Source organism: Haloarcula sebkhae, from assembly GCF_014647415.1.
GTDB lineage: Archaea > Halobacteriota > Halobacteria > Halobacteriales > Haloarculaceae > Haloarcula > Haloarcula sebkhae.
Genome location: NZ_BMPD01000001.1, coordinates 40,371 through 56,293 on the forward strand (window position 1 = coordinate 40,371; position 15,923 = coordinate 56,293).

Sequence of the window (15,923 nt, forward strand, 5' to 3'; positions counted from 1 at the left end):
CGGAGCGTTTTATTCCCTTGCGCCCCTAGTTCACGTGTGGCAATCTCGACAGCCGAACTGACAGTCCGGCTGCTGGTCTACCTGTTCGTCCTGATAGGGGTGCCGCTGTGGTTCGTGCTGATGTTCCGGCTCATGGACTACGCCGCACACAACACGCTCGTCGACCAGTTCAGCGGCCGACGCAACGGTCGCGACACCGGCCAGCTCAACGCCTACTTCGAACAGGCCGCGGTTGAGGCGAGAAACTGTCGTATCTGTGGCGCGGCGAACGGCCCCGACTACACGTATTGTCATAATTGTCAAGAACGGCTGGCCACCAGCGACTGATGCGTTTACTCGCCTTCGACGCCAGTGACCGCGTAGCCAGCGTCCTCGATAGCGTCGAGAATCCCGTCGTGGTCGGCACTCGCCTTGTAGTAGAACACCAGATCGAAGGAGCCGTTTCGCAGGAGTTGCTGGCACTCCCAGACGAACTCTTCGTCGTCAAGCGTGAGGCCCTGATGCTGGTTCGACGCGAACTCGGAATCGTCGCTCCCTGAGTAGACGAATGTGTCCGTCGGGTCCAGACCAGCGCCCTCGGCGATGAGTTCGCCGACCTCGATGGTGGCCTGCATCATCTCGATCTCGTCGCTGCCGTCGTACTCCGTATGGACGACAGCGCCGTTGAGCTGAATCTCGCCCGGTTCGAGCAGTTGCTTGGTCCGCCGGTAAAGGTCATCGTCGAGTGCGTCGGCCTCGCTCATACCTTGCGGTCGGTGTCGCTGTCCCTAAGACGCTTCGGATTCAGAGCGCTGATCCGTCTACCCGAAGATATTCGGATCGAGAGACGGCGCGGCCACAGCGGTGGGAACCCACGCGCTGCCGAGTCGCGCCGCTCGGTCAGTAGCGAACCCGTTGAAAAGCGAGCCGTTCTCGCTTACAGTCGCTCGAGGTTCTTCGCCCGCGGGCCTTTATCTGCCTGTTCGATGTCGAATTCGACTTCTTGCCCTTCTTCTAAGTCCGGGCCGCCGACGTCTTCCATGTGGAAGAACACGTCTTCGTCGGCGTCGTCGGTTTCGATGAAACCGTAGCCACCCGTATCGTTGAAGAAGTCGACAGTGCCTGTCGCCATGGTTACAGCCGCGTGAGGTTTTTCGCGCGCGGGCCTTTGTCGGCCTGCTCGATCTCGAATTCCACTTCTTGCCCCTCCTCGAGGTCAGGACCTTCGATGTCCTCCATGTGGAAGAAGACGTCCTCGTCGGAGTCTTCGGTATCGATGAAACCGTAACCGCCTGTGTCGTTGAAGAAGTCTACCGTACCGGTCGCCATTGCAATTTGAACGTTAAGCCGGGGTATATTAAAACTATGCGCATATATTTCGATAGATTAGGTGGGAAATAACTGTACCCGATCCTTTCCACAAAGCCCTTATTGAGTGGTTGAAATGTACACAACGATGCTATCGAGGGGGAAGCGACTGGGATATGCAGCCTACGAGCGATTGCTCCAGTGGGAACTGTCAGGGACGCCCGACCACGTCGCAGTCATTATGGACGGGAACCGACGATACGCTGAAAAGCAGGGCGCGAAAAAGCAGGAGGGCCACAGAGAAGGGGCCCAAACGACGGAGGCGCTGTTGAACTGGTGCGACGAACTCGACGTTCGTGAGGTGACGCTGTACACGTTCTCGACGGAGAACTTCGACCGCGACCCCGAGGAACGCGAACACATCTTCGACCTCGTCGAACGGAAGCTCCGGACGTTTGCCGACGCCGACCGGGTCCACGAAGCCGGCGTGTGTATCCGCGCCATCGGCGAGACGGAGATGCTTCCCGAGCGGGTTCGAGACGCTATCGACTACGCTGAAGGGCGAACCGCCCAGTACGACCAGCTCAACCTCAACATCGCGCTAGCCTACGGCGGCCGGGCCGAGTTACTCGGCGCGGCCCGCGAGGTCGCTACTGCCGTCGAGGACGGGGCCCTCGACCCGACGGATGTCTCCGCGGAAACCATCGAAGAACGGCTCTACGAGGGGCCGACCCGCGATGTCGACCTCATCGTCCGAACCGGCGGCGACGAACGCACCTCGAACTTCTTGCCGTGGCACGCCAACGGCAACGAGGCCGCTACGTTCTTCTGTACCCCCTACTGGCCCGAGTTCCGGAAAGTCGACTTCCTGCGAGCGATCCGGACGTACCAGAACCGCGAGCAGTCCTGGCGGACGACCCGCGCTGAGCGCTCGCTCGCACTGGTTCGTGCTATTGAGCAGTCGGAACTCCCGACGGCTAAACGGATGCTCGGACGGTTCCGGGACGCGCTCCCGAGTACCGAACGCGAGCAACTCGACGAGGAGTACGACCTCGCGGACTGATTACCGCCCGAACCGGCGCTGTCGCTCCTGATAATCCCGTAACGCTCGCAGGTAATCCCGCAGTCTGAAGTTCTGCCAGTTCACGTCTGTGAAGTACAGTTCCGAATACACGGACTGCCAGATCATGAAATCGGAGAGCCGTTCGGCTCCAGTCTTGATGACCAGATCCGGGTCGGCCGGGAAGACGAGATGCTCCTCTACTGCGGCCTCGTCGATGTCGCTCGGGTCGAGCGAGCCCGCATCGACATCTTTTGCCAGTTTCTGGACGGCCGTTGCGAACTCAGACTGTCCGCCGAGGCCGATCGAAATCTGAATCGGGGCATCAGCCGTCGTCTCGTCGTCCGGTACTCTGACCGCTATCTCCCGTGGCGCGGTGACGCTTTCGAGTTCGCGCTGCAGCGTCGGAATCGCTTCCTCGTCGAGAACACTCACGTAGACGACGACGGTATCGGTTCCGTACTGGACCGCCCAGTCGAAAAATCGCTCCAAGGTCCGGTATGCACCGTCTCCCAGCAGATCCCGCTCCGTAATCACCAGCGCGACCGTCTCGGGCAGGTCGGCGTCGCTGCGCCGAACGCGCGTCGCGAGATATCGGTCGTATAGTCCCACGTCCGCCGGTATGCTGACAGCCCCAGTAAATCTCACGGTACCGTCGCCTCCACAGTTCGGAAAGGGTAAGTGCCTCTCGGGGATACCGGTGGGACGTGACTGGCACAGTCCGTCGGGCAGGTGCGTTTGCCGCCGTGGGGACCCTCGCGGTCGCCGTCCCGGCCGCAACGGGCTTTCGCTCGCTCGAACTCGCGACTGTCGCCGCTATCGCACCCTTCGTCCTCGTCGCCGCGCTCGGCGTCACAGTCATCGGGCAGGACTCGCGGTTGTTCGACCTGTTCGCGCGCCCCGGTGACTACGAGGACGGGAAACTGTACGGGCTAGCGGCCTTCTCGCTTGCCGCCGCCGGGCTCGCACTGCTTGCCGTCCGCTTCAGTCTACCGGTGCCGGTGTTCGTCGGTGTCGTTGTCATCGTCGCCTACGGCAACCTCGGCCAGCGGCTCGCATACACCGTCCGCTCAGACGAAGTCGTCGCAACTGCGGGCTTCGTTCTCGTCGGCTTCGTCGCCGGCGTCGCGGGGCAGGTTCTCGGGACGCAGATTCAGGCCGCTGTCGGCGAAGGAGCGGCCGCTGTCGATATTCCACTCGTGCTGTTTCTCGCCGCCAGCGGCGCGTTCGTCGCCGCACTGCTTCGGTCGGTACTGTTCGAACGGGACGACCCGCTGGTGATGCTCACTGTGGGACTGCTACTGTGGCTGTTTTTCGAACTCGACCCGTCGGTGACGGCACAGCGCGTCGTCATCGCGCTCGCCGTGACAGTCCTGCTTGGCTATCTCTCCTACGCGCTCGACACCGCATCCCTTCCGGGGATGCTCACCGGCGTTCTCCTCTCCTTTTTGACCATCGTACTCGGCGGCTTCGGCTGGTTCGCTATGCTGATTTCCTTTTTCGCGCTCGGTGGCCTCTCGACGAAGTTCCGCTACGAGGAGAAACTGGACCGCGGCATCGCCGAGGAGAACGAGGGCGCACGCGGAAGCGGGAACGTGCTCGCAAACTCCATCGTCGCGCTGTTCGCCGTCGTCGCGGCGGCGGCGAGTCCGAGCCACATCGCTGTCAACCCGCTCTTGTTCTTCTATGCCTTCGCCGGGGCTGTCGCCGCCGCGATGACCGACACGTTCTCCAGTGAGTTCGGCGGGCTCTACGACAACCCACGGCTCATTACGACGCTCAAGCCCGTCGAGCCGGGCACTGACGGCGGCGTCACCTGGCAGGGTGTGGCCGCTGGGGCCGTCGGCGCAGGCATCATCGCCGGTATCGCCGCGCTCACGCAAGACATCACCACAGTGGGCAGTGGCGTCATCCTCCTGTGTGGGCTGGTCGGGATGATCGTCGACAGCCTGCTTGGCGCGACCGTCGAGGGCTCAGTCGTCGGCAATCAGGGCGTCAATATGCTCGCAACCCTGGCGGCCGCACTGGCCGGGGTCGGCGTCGTGCTGGTCGCTGGTCTTCTATGATTCGCGAGGCCCGTCCCGCGGATGAATCCCGGCTCCGGGCTATTCAGACGAACGCGCTTGACGAGCCGTGGCCGGACCTACTCAGTGTCGGAATCGACGGCCCGCCGCTCGTGCTGGTGCTCGATATTGGCGAACCGCTCGGCTACGCGCTGGTCGTGCCGGACCATCCGATCGCGTACTTAGCAGAGTTCGCCATCGCACCCGGGAAACAGGGGCAGGGCCTCGGGACAGCACTGATGGACGGGCTGCTGGACAGGCTTCGGGCTGGCGGGTTCGAGACAATCAGACTCACGGCGCGCGTGGACGACGAGCGGGCACGCGGCTTCTACGACGGGTTCGGATTCTCGGTCGCTGACGAGCTACCCGATCACTACGACGACGGCGATGGGGTATTGCTCGTCCGGGACCTCTAACCCTCGATACGGACCTGCACAGCCGTCGGCTGTTTGACGTACTCGCCGTGGCCGGCCGCGACGACGACATCGACGCCGCGCTGGGCGGCAACGTCGAGGAGCTTCTGCGAGCAGTCGGTATCGATGACGACAGTTTTGGGAACGTCCTCGGTGGATTCAAGCAACGAGACAACGTCGTCGGCGTCGCCCTCAGCGAGCAGTGTCGCGTCCTCGTCGACCAGTCTGGCCGTCCCGCTGTGGTTCTGAATGACGGCTTCGATGTGGTCCGAGAGCGACGGGATGGTCGTTCCATCGTCGCTCATCGTCGACTCCGTTTCAGACGCGGCATCCGTCGCGGCGGCCGCGTTCGGACTGTCCGTGCCGTTCGTCGCTCCGTCGGCTGTCTCTGTCTGCGCCGACTTGGTCTGTGCATCGGGCGCAGGCTGGCTGTCAGCGGTGTCGTCCGATATCGCAGCGGTCACCGCACCGCCGTCGGCGGTCGTCGACTCCCCAGCGTGGGACATCTCCTCGCGGATGCTGTCGAGACTCTTCGCGCTTGCGACCGTCTCGTAGGGCACCTTATCACGGAGCGCCGACATCACCTCGCTCCGGGAGAGGTCCTCGACGGACTTGCCGCTTGGCGTGACGGCGACGTAATCCACGTCGCCGACCTGCGCGAGTTCCTTCAGGATGAGGTCCCCGCCGCGGTCGCCGTCGAGGAACGACGTCACTGTCCGGCCAGCCGTCAGGTCCGCGATAGCATCCGGGACATCCGTGCCTTCGACGGCTACGGCGTTCTTGATGCCGTATTTCAGCAGTTGCATCACGTCAGAACGCCCTTCGACGACGACAATCGCATCGGAGTCGGCCACCCGCGGCCCGGCCGGGAGCCCCTCGTAGTCGGTCACGTCGGCGACCCGGACCTGCTGTCTGACCGTTTCGACGATATCCTCCGTCTGAATGGACTTTTCCTCGAAGTCGTTCAGCAACTCCGTCGCGCGCTCGACGACCTCGCGCCGCTTGGCGCTGCGCACGTCCTCGATCTCGGCGACCTCGATCTCGGCGCGGCACGGCCCCACCTGTTCGATGGTCTCCAGTGCCGCGGCGAGAATTGCCGTTTCGACCCTATCGAGCCCGCTCGCGACGGTAATCTCGCCGAAGGACTGTCCACCCTCCGAGCGTATCTCCACGTCGATGCGGCCGACCTTTTTCGAGTCCTGCAGGTCCCGCAGGTCCAGTTCGTCGCCGAGTAATCCTTCCGTCTGGCCGAACACCGCGCCGACGACGTCGCTCCGCTCGACGACTCCCGCCGCCGTGATGTCGGCATGTATTAGATATTTCGCCGTATCTTGCATGATTGTCCTGTTTTCCAGCCCGTCACCCGGTGTTTCGACGGACTGCTGTCACTATATTGATGTTGGGAAGTACAGCGGAATAACCTTGCGCACCCGACTCGATGATCAAACCTTCTCGCAGGGACGCAGCGACCCGACACCGCTTCTGTGAAACGTTCCATTCCCGACAGATCGGCCACTCAGTTTAGTAACGAACTCATGCCGTCGACACCGGCCCGGATGGCGTTGACCGGGTCTTCTGGGTCGTCGTGTTCGAAGACGAGCCAGTCAGTTCCGGCCTCGCGGGCCGCATCAACTACCGCCTGGAGCGGCACCACGCCGTCGCCGAGCGCCGTCGGTTCCCCGTCCGCTGTCATATCCTTGAGGTGGACGACGGGGACACGCCCGTCGAGTCGCCGGATCAGTTCGACGGGGTCCTGCCCCGCAGCGTGGGCCCACCCGGCGTCGAACTCGAAGCCGATGGTCGTCTGGTCGACGAGCGCGTCGAAGGCGGTCCCGTCGCCAAGCGGGACGAACTCGTGGTCGTGGTTATGGTACAGGAGCGGTCGGTCAAAGTCCGCCGCAAGCATTTCGAGCAGGGTCGTCGTGGACTCGACTGCCCGCTCACTAGCGAAGTGGTCGTCGTCGAGATACGGGAGGACGATGTACGGCGCATCGAGTGTTCGGGCCTGATTGCCAACGGTGCGCGGGTCGGACTGCAGGTCTTCCAGTTGGACGTGGACGCCGGCGATGCCGAGTCCCGCTTCATCGAGCGCGCGCCGGGACGCACCCGGGTCGCCGATACCGGCGAACTCCACGCCGTCGTAGCCCGCGGCGCTGATGCGGTCGAGCACGTCCGAGAGCGGTTCCCGGAGTTCACGGAGCGTCCAGAGCTGGATCGCTGTCTGCATACCGTTGCTGCGAACGCTGTCATAAAATAACTGGACGGACAATCGGGGGGCATGGGATTCACTGAAACCGAGATCGACCCCGCACGGTTCCTCGAAGACGTAGAGATGCGTATCGGCGAAATCGTCGACGTCGAACCGTTTCCCGAAGCACGCAAGGATGTGTACAAGCTCGACGTAGATTTCGGTGACGAGACACGCCAATCCGCCGCGGGACTGACAGACGTGTACGACCCCGAGGACCTCCTCGGTTCACAGGTCGTCGCCGTCGTCAACCTCGGGACGGTCTCTATCGCCGGCTTCGAGAGCGAGTGTCTGGTGACCGGCGTCGACAGCGAGGACGGCGTCGTCCACCTGACGCCCGAACGGGAGGTCGAGCCGGGGACGCGGGTGTATTGAAGATGATTCTGTGACGTGGACGTATTGAAGGCGATTGTTCTTCAACAAGAGATAGTGAAGGTTCGTTACCCATTAGTACCGCCAGCGGCTAGACTGTCGTAATATGAGTACGGTCAGGGCCGCTGGGTGGACAGTCGTCGCGCTCGTGTTGATGGCGTTGGCAGTGCCATGGTTCCTCTGGGACACCAGCACGATCGCGGCCGGACTGCCTGTGTGGCTGTGGTGGCATATCGGGTGGATGGTGCTTGCGAGCGTCGTCTTCGCGGTCTTCGCGCGTACCGACTGGGGCCTCGGCGTCGAGGAGGTGCGGTGAGATGGCTGACACCGCACTCCAACTGGGTATCGTCGGCGCGTACATGATCGTCGCACTCGCGGTGGGGGCAGTCGCCTATCGCCTCACCGACCGGACCGCCGAGGACTACTATCTCGCGAGCCGAACGCTTGGCACAGTCGTCCTGCTGTTTACGACCTTCGCGACGCTACTGTCGGCGTTTACGTTCTTCGGCGGCCCGAATCTCGCGTTCAGCGCCGGCCCCGAATGGATTCTCGTGATGGGGCTCATGGACGGCATTATCTTCGCTGTCCTCTGGTACGTACTGGGCTACAAGCAGTGGCTGGTCGGCAAGCGCCACGGCTACGTGACGCTTGGTGAGATGCTGGGCGACCGATTCGGGTCGACGGCGCTGCGGGTCGTCGTCGCCGGCGTGAGCCTGGTCTGGCTGTTCCCGTACGTGATGCTCCAGCAGAAGGGGGCCGGCCAGGCCATCGTCGGCCTCACGAATGGCGCGGTCCCGTTCTGGGTCGGAGCCGGCGGCATCACGCTGTTTATGATTCTCTACGTCGCGCTCTCGGGGATGCGCGGCGTCGCCTGGACCGACACGCTCCAGGGCCTGTTCATGCTCTCGCTGATCTGGGTCGCCGTCGCCTGGGTCCTCTCTGCCGTTGGCGGCGCTGGCGAGGCAACGGCCCTGTTGGCGTCCGAAGAGCCCGCCTTCGTCGGCCTTGGTGGCGGACTCTACACGCCCCAGTACATCATCTCGACCGCGGTCAGCATCGCCTTCGGCGTGACGATGTTCCCACAGATCAATCAGCGCTTCTTCGCCGCCGGCTCGAAGAAAGTGCTCAAGCGCACGTTTGCACTCTGGCCGGTGCTGGTCCTGCTCCTGTTCGTTCCGGCGTTCATGCTGGGAGCGTGGGCGGCCGGGCTCGGCATCACTGTCCCGGAGGGCGGCAACGTCATCCCGGCGCTGCTTGGCGAGTACACGCCGACGTGGTTCACCGCGCTGGTCATTGCCGGCGCGATGGCCGCGATGATGTCCTCCAGCGACTCGATGCTGCTGTCGGGTTCGTCGTACCTCACGCGGGACCTCTACCGGCCGCTCACTGGCCGCAGCGATGCTAGCGACGAAGCGACCGACCGCCGCGAGGCGCTCGTCGCCCGCATCGGCGTCGTCATCTTTGCTACCCTCTCGTTCGTTTCGAGTCTCTACACGCCGGGAACACTGGTCCAGATCGGCGACACGGCCTTCAGCGGCTTCGCACAGCTTACGGTTCCTGTCGCACTTGCGCTGTACTGGCAGGGAACGACGCGCTCGGGGATGTACGCCGGCGTGATCGGCAGCCAAGTGTTCTATGGCCTGCACGTCTTCCCGGTGCTCTCGACACTTGGCGGACTTGTCGGCCTTGATGTCGCCCTGCCGACGGCGTACCTGGGCTGGACGCCCGGCATCGTCGGCATCCTAGTTGGTCTCGTGCTGACGGTCGGCGTCTCGCTGGTGACTGCCCCCGCTGCGACCGAGAACCGCACCGCCTACGCCGTCACCGGCATCGAAAGCGACTGAGAGGTGCTGACCGTTCACCGCGACAACCACCGGACAGCGGCCACCGGCGGACATGTAAACCTACAAAAGCATCCAGCCCAATATGCAGGTATGGACTCCGATAAGAACGTCGGCGGTCGCGACCGCCTCATCCGTGCGGTGCTGGCAGCTGTCCTGACAATCGTCTCCCTGCGCTGGCTTCGGAGCGGGAAGCGCAAGCGCGGCCTGCTCGCCGGCATCGGCGCGCTTGGCCTGGGATTCAACGCTTCTACGGGCTACTGTGGATTCAACGACACCTTCGATATCGATACGACGGCCAGTGAAGACGACGACGACGTGTTCGCGCCGGATATGGACGACGAGTCGGCAGCCGACCAGTCGACGGACGTGAGTGTCGACTTTACCTCCGCTGACGACACCGAGGCCGCGAACGGTCACGCCAGCGGCGAGCTGACCTGTGCCGTCTGTGAGGACCCTATTGTTCCCGGTGAGCGCCGTGGGCCGAACGACGACGGCGCTATCGTCCACGAGACCTGCGAGTAACGTCGGCCCCGACCGCTCAGCGGCCCGAGTCTGGTTCTTTTTATAATCACCGTCCCAGTCATTCACGTATGCAGACCCACATCGTCCCGGTCGGGTTCGACTACGACCGGCTCATCGCGCCGCTGGTGCGCGAGCAACTCGACGTTGACCGCGTCATCCTCCTTGAGGGGGCGGTCGGCAGCGAAGCCAACGTCGAGTACTCGCGCAACCTCGCCGAGAAGCTGGAAAAGGACTACCAGAACCTGCTCGGGGCCGAAACCGAGCGATTCGTCGTCGCCGACGTGTACGACTACGACGAGGCCTTCGAGCAGGCGTTCGAACTCATCAACGCCGAACTCGACGCGGGTAGCGAGGTGTGGGTCAACGTCTCCGCGATGCCCCGGACTGTCTCCTTTGCCTTTGCGACTGCGGCTCACTCGATTATGGTCGAGCGCGAGGGCGACCGGGATCGCATCCACACCTACTACACAGTCCCCGAGAAGTACTTGGAGACAGAACTCGCCGAAGAACTGCGCAAGCAGATCGACATGCTGGAGGACATGCGCACGGGCGAGGATGTCGACGAACGTGTCGACGACAGACTCGAAACCGCACGGGACCTGCTGGCGGAGTTCGACGAACGCGGGACGACCATCGGCGCGAAGGAGATCGACGGCTCCCACGTGGTCGAGCTCCCCGTCGCCTCCTTCTCGAATGTCAAGCCCTTCGAGGAAGTCATCCTCTTTACCCTCGGCGAACACGGTGAATTCGAGTCCGTCTCCGAACTCGCACAGCAGCTGGCCCGAGATCTGGGTGAGGAGTACACCGACTCCTTCCGCTCGAAGGTCATCTACAACGTCGACCGGCTTGGTCCCGGCGGAAAAGGATACATCGAGCAGGAGGAACACGGGAAATCCTACCGGACAACGCTCTCGCGCATCGGGCAGTTGTGGGTTCGTGCCCACTCCGCCGAGGACCGCGAGCATCGCAAGTCCGACCTGCCGTAAAGAGTGGCGGTGTCCTGAGCCTGCTGGAACGCCAGCGAAAACCGAAGTCATTAATCCTGCCGTTGGTCGAGTATTGTACAGATGGTGCGTCGACTCTCCCGAACGCTGGTTCTCGCGCCCGTCGGTGTAGGGGCCCCCACGCCCCACATCACCCCTACCACTCGACGCACGCACCGCTGATAACTACGCCGCAGTCAGATGCTATCCGGGTGTTACACCCACCGCTTGAATATGAGTGATACACAGGACCCACCGCAGGACGAACCGACCGCAGACGAATCAGAGAACGCCCTCGACGGGGAGTACGACCCCCGCGAGGTAGAGCCGGAGTGGCAGGACCAGTGGGTCGCGGACAAGACCTACGCCTACGACGAGGACGCTGATACCCGCTTCACCATCGACACGCCGCCGCCGACGGTGTCGGGGAACCTCCACATGGGCCACCTCTACCAGTTCACGCTACAGGACTTCGTCGCCCGCTTCCACCGGATGCGCGACGACACCGTCTACTTCCCATTCGGCTACGACGACAACGGCATCGCCTCGGAGCGACTGACCGAGCGCGAACTCGACATCCGACACCAGGATTACCCGCGACGGGAGTTCCAGGAGAAGTGCCGCGACGTGTGTACGCAGTTCGAGGACGAGTTCACCGAGGACGTGCAGTCGCTTGCGATCTCCATCGACTGGGACAACACCTACAAGACCATCGCGCCGGATGTCCAGCGGGTCTCCCAGCTGTCGTTCCTCGACCTCTACGAGCAGGGCCGGGAGTACCGCCAGCGCGCGCCGACCATCTGGTGTCCGGACTGTGAAACGGCCATCTCACAGGTCGAGCAGGAAGACAAGGACAAGTCGACGCTGTTCAACGACATCGCCTTCGACCTCGTCGAGACGGGCGACGGGCCGGCTGACGAGGACGCGACGTTCACCATCTCGACGACCCGGCCCGAGCTACTGCCGGCGTGTGTCGCCGTCTTCGTCCATCCCGACGACGACGAGAACCAGCACCTCGTCGGTGGCAGTGCGCGCGTGCCTCTTTTCGAGCAGGAGGTCCCCATTATCGCCGACGAGCGCGTCGACATGGAGACCGGCAGCGGCATCGTGATGTGCTGTACGTTTGGCGACCAGAACGACATCGAGTGGTACCAGGCCCACGACCTACCGCTGCGGCTCGCCATCGACGAGTCGGCGACGATGACGGACGTGGCCGGCGAGTATCAGGGGATGCACACCACCGAGGCCCGCGAGGCCATCATCGAGGACCTGCGCGAGGAGGGCTCGCTGCTCGAGAGCCGCGACCACAACCACACCGTGCAGGTCCACGAGCGCTGTGAAGAGGAAGTCGAGTACCTCGTCACCGAGCAGTGGTACATCGAACTGCTCGACAAGAAAGAGGAGTACATCGAGGCTGGCCGCCAGATGGAGTGGTATCCCGAGAAGATGGCAACCCGCTACGAGCACTGGATCGAGGGGCTCGAATGGGACTGGTGTATCTCCCGCCAGCGCGATTCGGGCATCCCGATCCCGGTGTGGTACTGCGACGACTGCGGCGAGCCCGTGATGGCCGAGCGCGAGCAGCTCCCGGTCGACCCTCTGTCGGACGACCCGCCGGTCGATAGCTGTCCCGAGTGTGGCCACGACTCGCTGACGCCCGAGGAGGACGTCTTCGACACGTGGGCGACTTCGTCGCTGACCCCGCTGGTGAATGCCGGCTGGGACTGGGACGCCGACAGCGAGTCATTCACGATGGAACTGCCGGAGCTGTACCCCTTCGACCTGCGTCCGCAGGGTCACGACATCATCTCCTTCTGGCTGTTCCACACCGTCGTCAAGTGCTACGAGCACACCGGCGAGGTGCCATTCGAGAACGTGATGATAAACGGGATGGTGCTAGACGAGAACCGCGAGGCGATGTCCAAGTCCAAGGGCAACGTCATCCCGCCCAGCGAGGTCTTAGAGAAGTTCCCGGTCGACGCCACCCGCTACTGGGCCGCCGGTACCTCCATCGGCGACGACTTCCCGTACAAGGAGGGGGACCTCGAAGCCGGTGAGCGACTCCTCCAGAAGCTCTGGAACGCCTCGCGGCTGGTCGACCAACTCACGCCCGCGAGTCAGCCCGACGAGCCTGAGGATTTGGCCGCTGTCGACGAGTGGTTGCTGGCCGAACTGGATGCGACTGTCGAGTCAGTCACCACGAAGTTCGAGGACTACGAGTTCTCGAAGGCCCGGAACGAACTCCGGTCCTTTTTCTGGAACACGTTCTGTGACGACTACCTCGAAATCGCCAAGCAGCGACTCTCCGACGGTGGCGACGTGTCGACCGAGTTCACGCTCCTGCAGGCCCACCGGACCTTCCTGCAACTGTTCGCGCCGTTCCTCCCACACATTACGGAGGAACTGTGGGAGCGGTGCTACGAGGAAGATAGCTCGATTCACACGACGGACTGGCCGACCGCGGGCGGCTATGACGCCGACCTCGAGGCGGGCGAGACGGCGATGGAGGTCGTCTCCGCGCTCCGGCGGTACAAGACCGAGAACGGGCTGCCGCTGAACGCCGACCTCGACCACGTTGAGGTGTTCGGCCACATCGCCGGCTTCGAGGACGCGGTCGGCGAGGCGATGCACGTTGCTCAACTTGACACCTACGACGAGGCCCCGGACATCACGACGAAGGTCAGTGGCATCGACCTCGACTACTCGCTCGTCGGCCCCGAGTTCGGCAGCGAAGTCGGTGCTATCGACGCCGCTATCGAGGACGGCGACTACGAGATCGACGGCGACACGCTACGGGTCGCCGGCGTCGAACTCGACGACGAGATGTTCACCGTCGAGGAGTCCCGGACCTACTCCGGCGAGGGCGAGATGACCGAAACCGAGAGCGCCGTCGTCGTGATTCGGTAAGCTCGGCTCGTTTTACAGGTATTTCGCCGGCCACCGGGCCGCACATCGCCGCGACCAGTAGCATCAAGACCTGCGGGTCCGGTCATTGAAACCATGCGAACAGAGGAGACGATTCGGGACCGAATCGAGGCGCTGCAGGACGAGTACGACAAGCACGACCCGCCGTCGACCGAACTGGAAGACGAGGCCGAGGTCGCCATCCTGCGCGCTATCGAGGAACTGGAGTGGGTCCTCGACGAGCGCGAGACAGAGGACGGGTTCACGACCTGAGACGCTGCCGGAACCGCCAGCGAAGGACAGCGCCGGTCAGGCTTGCCGTTTCACTTTCTCTACACGCGTCGCCAGTGCGAGAAACGTCGCTATGAGCGTCAGCACGACCGCCCAGCCCGCTGCGAGGTCATGGGCGAGCACCGTGTGGTCGAACCCACCGGCAGCGACAATTGGCTCGGCCCGGAGCCAGGTGTGGTGTGGCCCGTCGAGAACCGGGACGAAGTAGTCCACGATGTCGTTGAAGCCGTACCAGAACACTGCAACGGCGACGGACATGACAGAGAAACTCGCGTAGCGGTGGATGAGAAATGCCTCGGCGGCCATCGCCAGATGGCTCAGAACTAGGAACCAGTAGAGCCACAGCGGAATCCCGCCAGGACCATTGAGAGTGAGCTGGACGTACGGTGTCCAGAGGCCGAGCTTGATGCAGCCGAAGAAGCCGAGCATGTGGAGCCACTGGGCATTCCAGTCGAGCCGCCAGGCCACCAGCGAGAGCCCGATGAACATCGTCGCGACCGGGGAGTCCGGAATCAGGGGGTAGGCGGCTAGCGGAGCCGCACCGAGTTGGCCCTCCACGAGCGGCGGCGCTGTGTTCAGCGGCCGGCCGGCGTAGTACCAGAAGCCAAACAGCGTCCCGACCAGATTGACGAGGGCGATGGGCCAGGCGAGTCTGAGCCCGACGTTCTCCAGCCACGCTGGTAGCGGCGCGACGTACTGCGGAAGCCCTTCGGCATCGGGGAGCCGCCGGCTAAACACCCGCGCGACAGCCGCGTCGATGCGCCCGCCGACACCCTCGTCCGTAGCCATGTCGATGCAGTGGGGAGACGCGATGAAAACGGTAGTGGTCTCAGCCCCGTCCTCTGGAGAATATCGCTGTCACTGGCCCGATATCGGCTCCCCCGCGTGCGGGTCAAACGCCGTTCTGTCCCTCGAAAGGACACGCGTTAAGTAAATCCAGTCCTAAGTCTGGGTAATGACTGAAGAGACCGACCTCGAGGACCTCCGTCGCGGGACTGACCTCGTCAAGCGCGGCTTCGCGAAGATGCAGAAGGGCGGCGTCATCATGGACGTCGTCAACCGTGAGCAAGCCCGAATCGCCGAGGACGCCGGCGCGGTCGCCGTGATGCACCTGGAGTCGGTGCCGGCCGACATCCGCAAGCGGGGCGGTGTCGCTCGGATGGCAGACCCCAGCAAACTCGAAGAGATCATCGAAGAGGTGTCGATTCCGGTGATGGGCAAGGCCCGCATCGGCCACACTGCCGAGGCCCAGATTCTGGAAGCCGCTGGCGCGGATATGGTCGATGAGTCGGAAGTACTGACTCAGGCCGACGACCGCTACCACATCGACAAGCGCGAGTTCACCGCGCCGTTCGTCTGCGGAGCCCGGAACCTCGCCGAGGCGCTGCGCCGCATCGACGAGGGCGCAGCGATGATTCGTACGAAGGGCGAGGCAGGTACCGGCGACGTAAATCAGGCCGTCACCCACCAGCGGAACATCCAGCGCTCCATCGGGATGCTCGAAGGGATGGCCTACGAGGAGCGCGACGAGTGGGCCCGCGAACACGGTGCGCCCCGCCGGCTCGTCCACGAGACGGCGGACCGCGGCCGGCTGCCGGTCGTCAACTTCGCGGCCGGCGGCATCGCGACGCCCGCCGACGCCGCACTGATGATGCAACACGGCTGTGACGGCATCTTCGTCGGTTCTGGTATCTTCGGCGCGGAGAACCCCCAGGCAATGGGCGAGTCCATCGTCGCAGCGGTCAACAACTACGACGACCCCGAACAGCTCAAGGAGATCGCGAAGAACCCCGGCAAGGGGATGAAAGGCCAGGCGAACGCGGACCTCGACGAAGAAGAGCAGTTGCAGGGCCGCGGCGTCTAACAAGGACCGCGACCAGTCGTTTTTTCTTTCGGTATCAGACACCGTACAGACCGCCGCACAAAGACGAAGACA

The 15,923-nt window shown here is 63.5% G+C and carries 19 protein-coding genes; 12 read left to right on the forward strand and 7 right to left on the reverse strand.

All coding sequences use genetic code 11. From position 1 onward, the window contains the following. Nucleotides 1-36 precede the first annotated feature (36 nt). Nucleotides 37-327, forward strand: a complete 291-nt coding sequence (locus tag IEY38_RS00255) for a DUF7577 domain-containing protein (RefSeq protein WP_188974466.1) — start codon at nucleotides 37-39, stop codon at nucleotides 325-327. A 5-nt stretch (nucleotides 328-332) separates the two neighbouring features. On the opposite strand, the gene IEY38_RS00260 is transcribed toward IEY38_RS00255, so the two are convergent. From IEY38_RS00260 to IEY38_RS00270, 3 genes are all read right to left on the reverse strand, one after another. Continuing rightward, the gene (locus IEY38_RS00260) at nucleotides 333-743 is read right to left on the reverse strand and encodes a DUF5778 family protein (RefSeq protein WP_170097303.1); all 411 of its coding nucleotides are present in this window, start codon (nucleotides 741-743) and stop codon (nucleotides 333-335) included. 173 nt (nucleotides 744-916) lie between these two features. Next, nucleotides 917-1,111 (reverse strand): cold-shock protein, encoded by a 195-nt coding sequence (locus IEY38_RS00265; RefSeq protein WP_004957702.1) that lies wholly within the window; start codon nucleotides 1,109-1,111, stop codon nucleotides 917-919. A 2-nt stretch (nucleotides 1,112-1,113) separates the two neighbouring features. After that, the gene (locus IEY38_RS00270) at nucleotides 1,114-1,308 is read right to left on the reverse strand and encodes a cold-shock protein (protein WP_008312646.1); all 195 of its coding nucleotides are present in this window, start codon (nucleotides 1,306-1,308) and stop codon (nucleotides 1,114-1,116) included. A 115-nt stretch (nucleotides 1,309-1,423) separates the two neighbouring features. Between IEY38_RS00270 and uppS the strand changes: the two genes are divergently transcribed. Beyond that, entirely contained in the window at nucleotides 1,424-2,350 is a 927-nt protein-coding gene (uppS, locus tag IEY38_RS00275; protein WP_188974467.1) for a polyprenyl diphosphate synthase, read from the forward strand. Here uppS and IEY38_RS00280 read toward each other — a convergent pair whose 3' ends face one another. Next, nucleotides 2,351-2,959, reverse strand: coding sequence for an undecaprenyl diphosphate synthase family protein (locus IEY38_RS00280; RefSeq protein WP_170097301.1), 609 nt, complete (start codon nucleotides 2,957-2,959; stop codon nucleotides 2,351-2,353). 95 nt (nucleotides 2,960-3,054) lie between these two features. Between IEY38_RS00280 and IEY38_RS00285 the strand changes: the two genes are divergently transcribed. After that, nucleotides 3,055-4,413 carry a DUF92 domain-containing protein gene (locus IEY38_RS00285; RefSeq protein WP_188974468.1) on the forward strand — a complete coding sequence of 453 codons (1,359 nt, stop codon included), beginning with the start codon at nucleotides 3,055-3,057 and terminating at the stop codon, nucleotides 4,411-4,413. After that, nucleotides 4,410-4,826 carry a GNAT family N-acetyltransferase gene (locus IEY38_RS00290; protein ID WP_188974469.1) on the forward strand — a complete coding sequence of 139 codons (417 nt, stop codon included), beginning with the start codon at nucleotides 4,410-4,412 and terminating at the stop codon, nucleotides 4,824-4,826. Before IEY38_RS00285 ends, IEY38_RS00290 begins: the two co-directional genes overlap by 4 nt. Here the strand turns inward: IEY38_RS00290 and dnaG are convergent. Further along, the gene (gene dnaG / locus IEY38_RS00295) at nucleotides 4,823-6,160 is read right to left on the reverse strand and encodes a DNA primase DnaG (RefSeq protein WP_188974470.1); all 1,338 of its coding nucleotides are present in this window, start codon (nucleotides 6,158-6,160) and stop codon (nucleotides 4,823-4,825) included. The genes IEY38_RS00290 and dnaG overlap by 4 nt on opposite strands. 179 nt (nucleotides 6,161-6,339) lie before the next feature. Further along, a complete protein-coding gene (locus IEY38_RS00300) occupies nucleotides 6,340-7,050 on the reverse strand; it encodes a sugar phosphate isomerase/epimerase family protein (protein WP_188974471.1) in 711 nt (236 codons plus the stop codon). 51 nt (nucleotides 7,051-7,101) lie between these two features. Between IEY38_RS00300 and IEY38_RS00305 the strand changes: the two genes are divergently transcribed. From IEY38_RS00305 to IEY38_RS00335, 7 genes are all read left to right on the forward strand, one after another. Next, nucleotides 7,102-7,446 (forward strand): tRNA-binding protein, encoded by a 345-nt coding sequence (locus IEY38_RS00305; RefSeq protein ID WP_008312635.1) that lies wholly within the window; start codon nucleotides 7,102-7,104, stop codon nucleotides 7,444-7,446. A 103-nt stretch (nucleotides 7,447-7,549) separates the two neighbouring features. Beyond that, on the forward strand, nucleotides 7,550-7,759 hold the full coding sequence (locus IEY38_RS00310; protein WP_188974472.1) for a DUF3311 domain-containing protein: 210 nt from the start codon (nucleotides 7,550-7,552) through the stop codon (nucleotides 7,757-7,759). Nucleotide 7,760: 1 nt separating this feature from the next. Then, nucleotides 7,761-9,287: a sodium:solute symporter family protein gene (locus IEY38_RS00315; RefSeq protein WP_188974473.1), complete on the forward strand. Its 1,527-nt coding sequence runs from the start codon at nucleotides 7,761-7,763 to the stop codon at nucleotides 9,285-9,287. Between the two features lie 90 nt (nucleotides 9,288-9,377). After that, complete coding sequence (locus IEY38_RS00320; protein WP_188974474.1) at nucleotides 9,378-9,809, forward strand: YgaP family membrane protein; 432 nt, start codon at nucleotides 9,378-9,380, stop codon at nucleotides 9,807-9,809. A 68-nt stretch (nucleotides 9,810-9,877) separates the two neighbouring features. After that, nucleotides 9,878-10,795 carry an HFX_2341 family transcriptional regulator gene (locus tag IEY38_RS00325; RefSeq protein ID WP_188974475.1) on the forward strand — a complete coding sequence of 306 codons (918 nt, stop codon included), beginning with the start codon at nucleotides 9,878-9,880 and terminating at the stop codon, nucleotides 10,793-10,795. A gap of 231 nt (nucleotides 10,796-11,026) precedes the next feature. Then, complete coding sequence (locus IEY38_RS00330; RefSeq protein ID WP_188974476.1) at nucleotides 11,027-13,699, forward strand: valine--tRNA ligase; 2,673 nt, start codon at nucleotides 11,027-11,029, stop codon at nucleotides 13,697-13,699. Nucleotides 13,700-13,792: 93 nt separating this feature from the next. Further along, on the forward strand, nucleotides 13,793-13,969 hold the full coding sequence (locus IEY38_RS00335) for a hypothetical protein (RefSeq protein ID WP_170097290.1): 177 nt from the start codon (nucleotides 13,793-13,795) through the stop codon (nucleotides 13,967-13,969). A 36-nt stretch (nucleotides 13,970-14,005) separates the two neighbouring features. Here IEY38_RS00335 and IEY38_RS00340 read toward each other — a convergent pair whose 3' ends face one another. Next, a complete protein-coding gene (locus tag IEY38_RS00340) occupies nucleotides 14,006-14,776 on the reverse strand; it encodes a DUF1405 domain-containing protein (protein WP_188974477.1) in 771 nt (256 codons plus the stop codon). Nucleotides 14,777-14,942: 166 nt separating this feature from the next. Here IEY38_RS00340 and pdxS point away from each other — a divergent pair, with 166 nt between their 5' ends. Further along, nucleotides 14,943-15,851: a pyridoxal 5'-phosphate synthase lyase subunit PdxS gene (pdxS, locus tag IEY38_RS00345; protein ID WP_170097288.1), complete on the forward strand. Its 909-nt coding sequence runs from the start codon at nucleotides 14,943-14,945 to the stop codon at nucleotides 15,849-15,851. The last annotated feature ends 72 nt before the right edge of the window (nucleotides 15,852-15,923 follow it).

Bases quoted from the DNA above. Each gene is read 5' to 3' on its own strand.
- IEY38_RS00260 (WP_170097303.1), bottom strand. From the start codon at position 743: ATGAGCGAGGCCGACGCACTCGACGATGACCTTTACCGGCGGACCAAG.
- IEY38_RS00265 (WP_004957702.1), bottom strand. From the start codon at position 1,111: ATGGCGACAGGCACTGTCGACTTCTTCAACGATACGGGTGGCTACGGT.
- IEY38_RS00270 (WP_008312646.1), bottom strand. From the start codon at position 1,308: ATGGCGACCGGTACGGTAGACTTCTTCAACGACACAGGCGGTTACGGT.
- uppS (WP_188974467.1), top strand. From the start codon at position 1,424: ATGTACACAACGATGCTATCGAGGGGGAAGCGACTGGGATATGCAGCC.
- IEY38_RS00290 (WP_188974469.1), top strand. From the start codon at position 4,410: ATGATTCGCGAGGCCCGTCCCGCGGATGAATCCCGGCTCCGGGCTATT.
- dnaG (WP_188974470.1), bottom strand. From the start codon at position 6,160: ATGCAAGATACGGCGAAATATCTAATACATGCCGACATCACGGCGGCG.
- IEY38_RS00300 (WP_188974471.1), bottom strand. From the start codon at position 7,050: ATGCAGACAGCGATCCAGCTCTGGACGCTCCGTGAACTCCGGGAACCG.
- IEY38_RS00305 (WP_008312635.1), top strand. From the start codon at position 7,102: ATGGGATTCACTGAAACCGAGATCGACCCCGCACGGTTCCTCGAAGAC.
- IEY38_RS00310 (WP_188974472.1), top strand. From the start codon at position 7,550: ATGAGTACGGTCAGGGCCGCTGGGTGGACAGTCGTCGCGCTCGTGTTG.
- IEY38_RS00315 (WP_188974473.1), top strand. From the start codon at position 7,761: ATGGCTGACACCGCACTCCAACTGGGTATCGTCGGCGCGTACATGATC.
- IEY38_RS00320 (WP_188974474.1), top strand. From the start codon at position 9,378: ATGGACTCCGATAAGAACGTCGGCGGTCGCGACCGCCTCATCCGTGCG.
- IEY38_RS00325 (WP_188974475.1), top strand. From the start codon at position 9,878: ATGCAGACCCACATCGTCCCGGTCGGGTTCGACTACGACCGGCTCATC.
- IEY38_RS00330 (WP_188974476.1), top strand. From the start codon at position 11,027: ATGAGTGATACACAGGACCCACCGCAGGACGAACCGACCGCAGACGAA.
- IEY38_RS00335 (WP_170097290.1), top strand. From the start codon at position 13,793: ATGCGAACAGAGGAGACGATTCGGGACCGAATCGAGGCGCTGCAGGAC.
- IEY38_RS00340 (WP_188974477.1), bottom strand. From the start codon at position 14,776: ATGGCTACGGACGAGGGTGTCGGCGGGCGCATCGACGCGGCTGTCGCG.
- pdxS (WP_170097288.1), top strand. From the start codon at position 14,943: ATGACTGAAGAGACCGACCTCGAGGACCTCCGTCGCGGGACTGACCTC.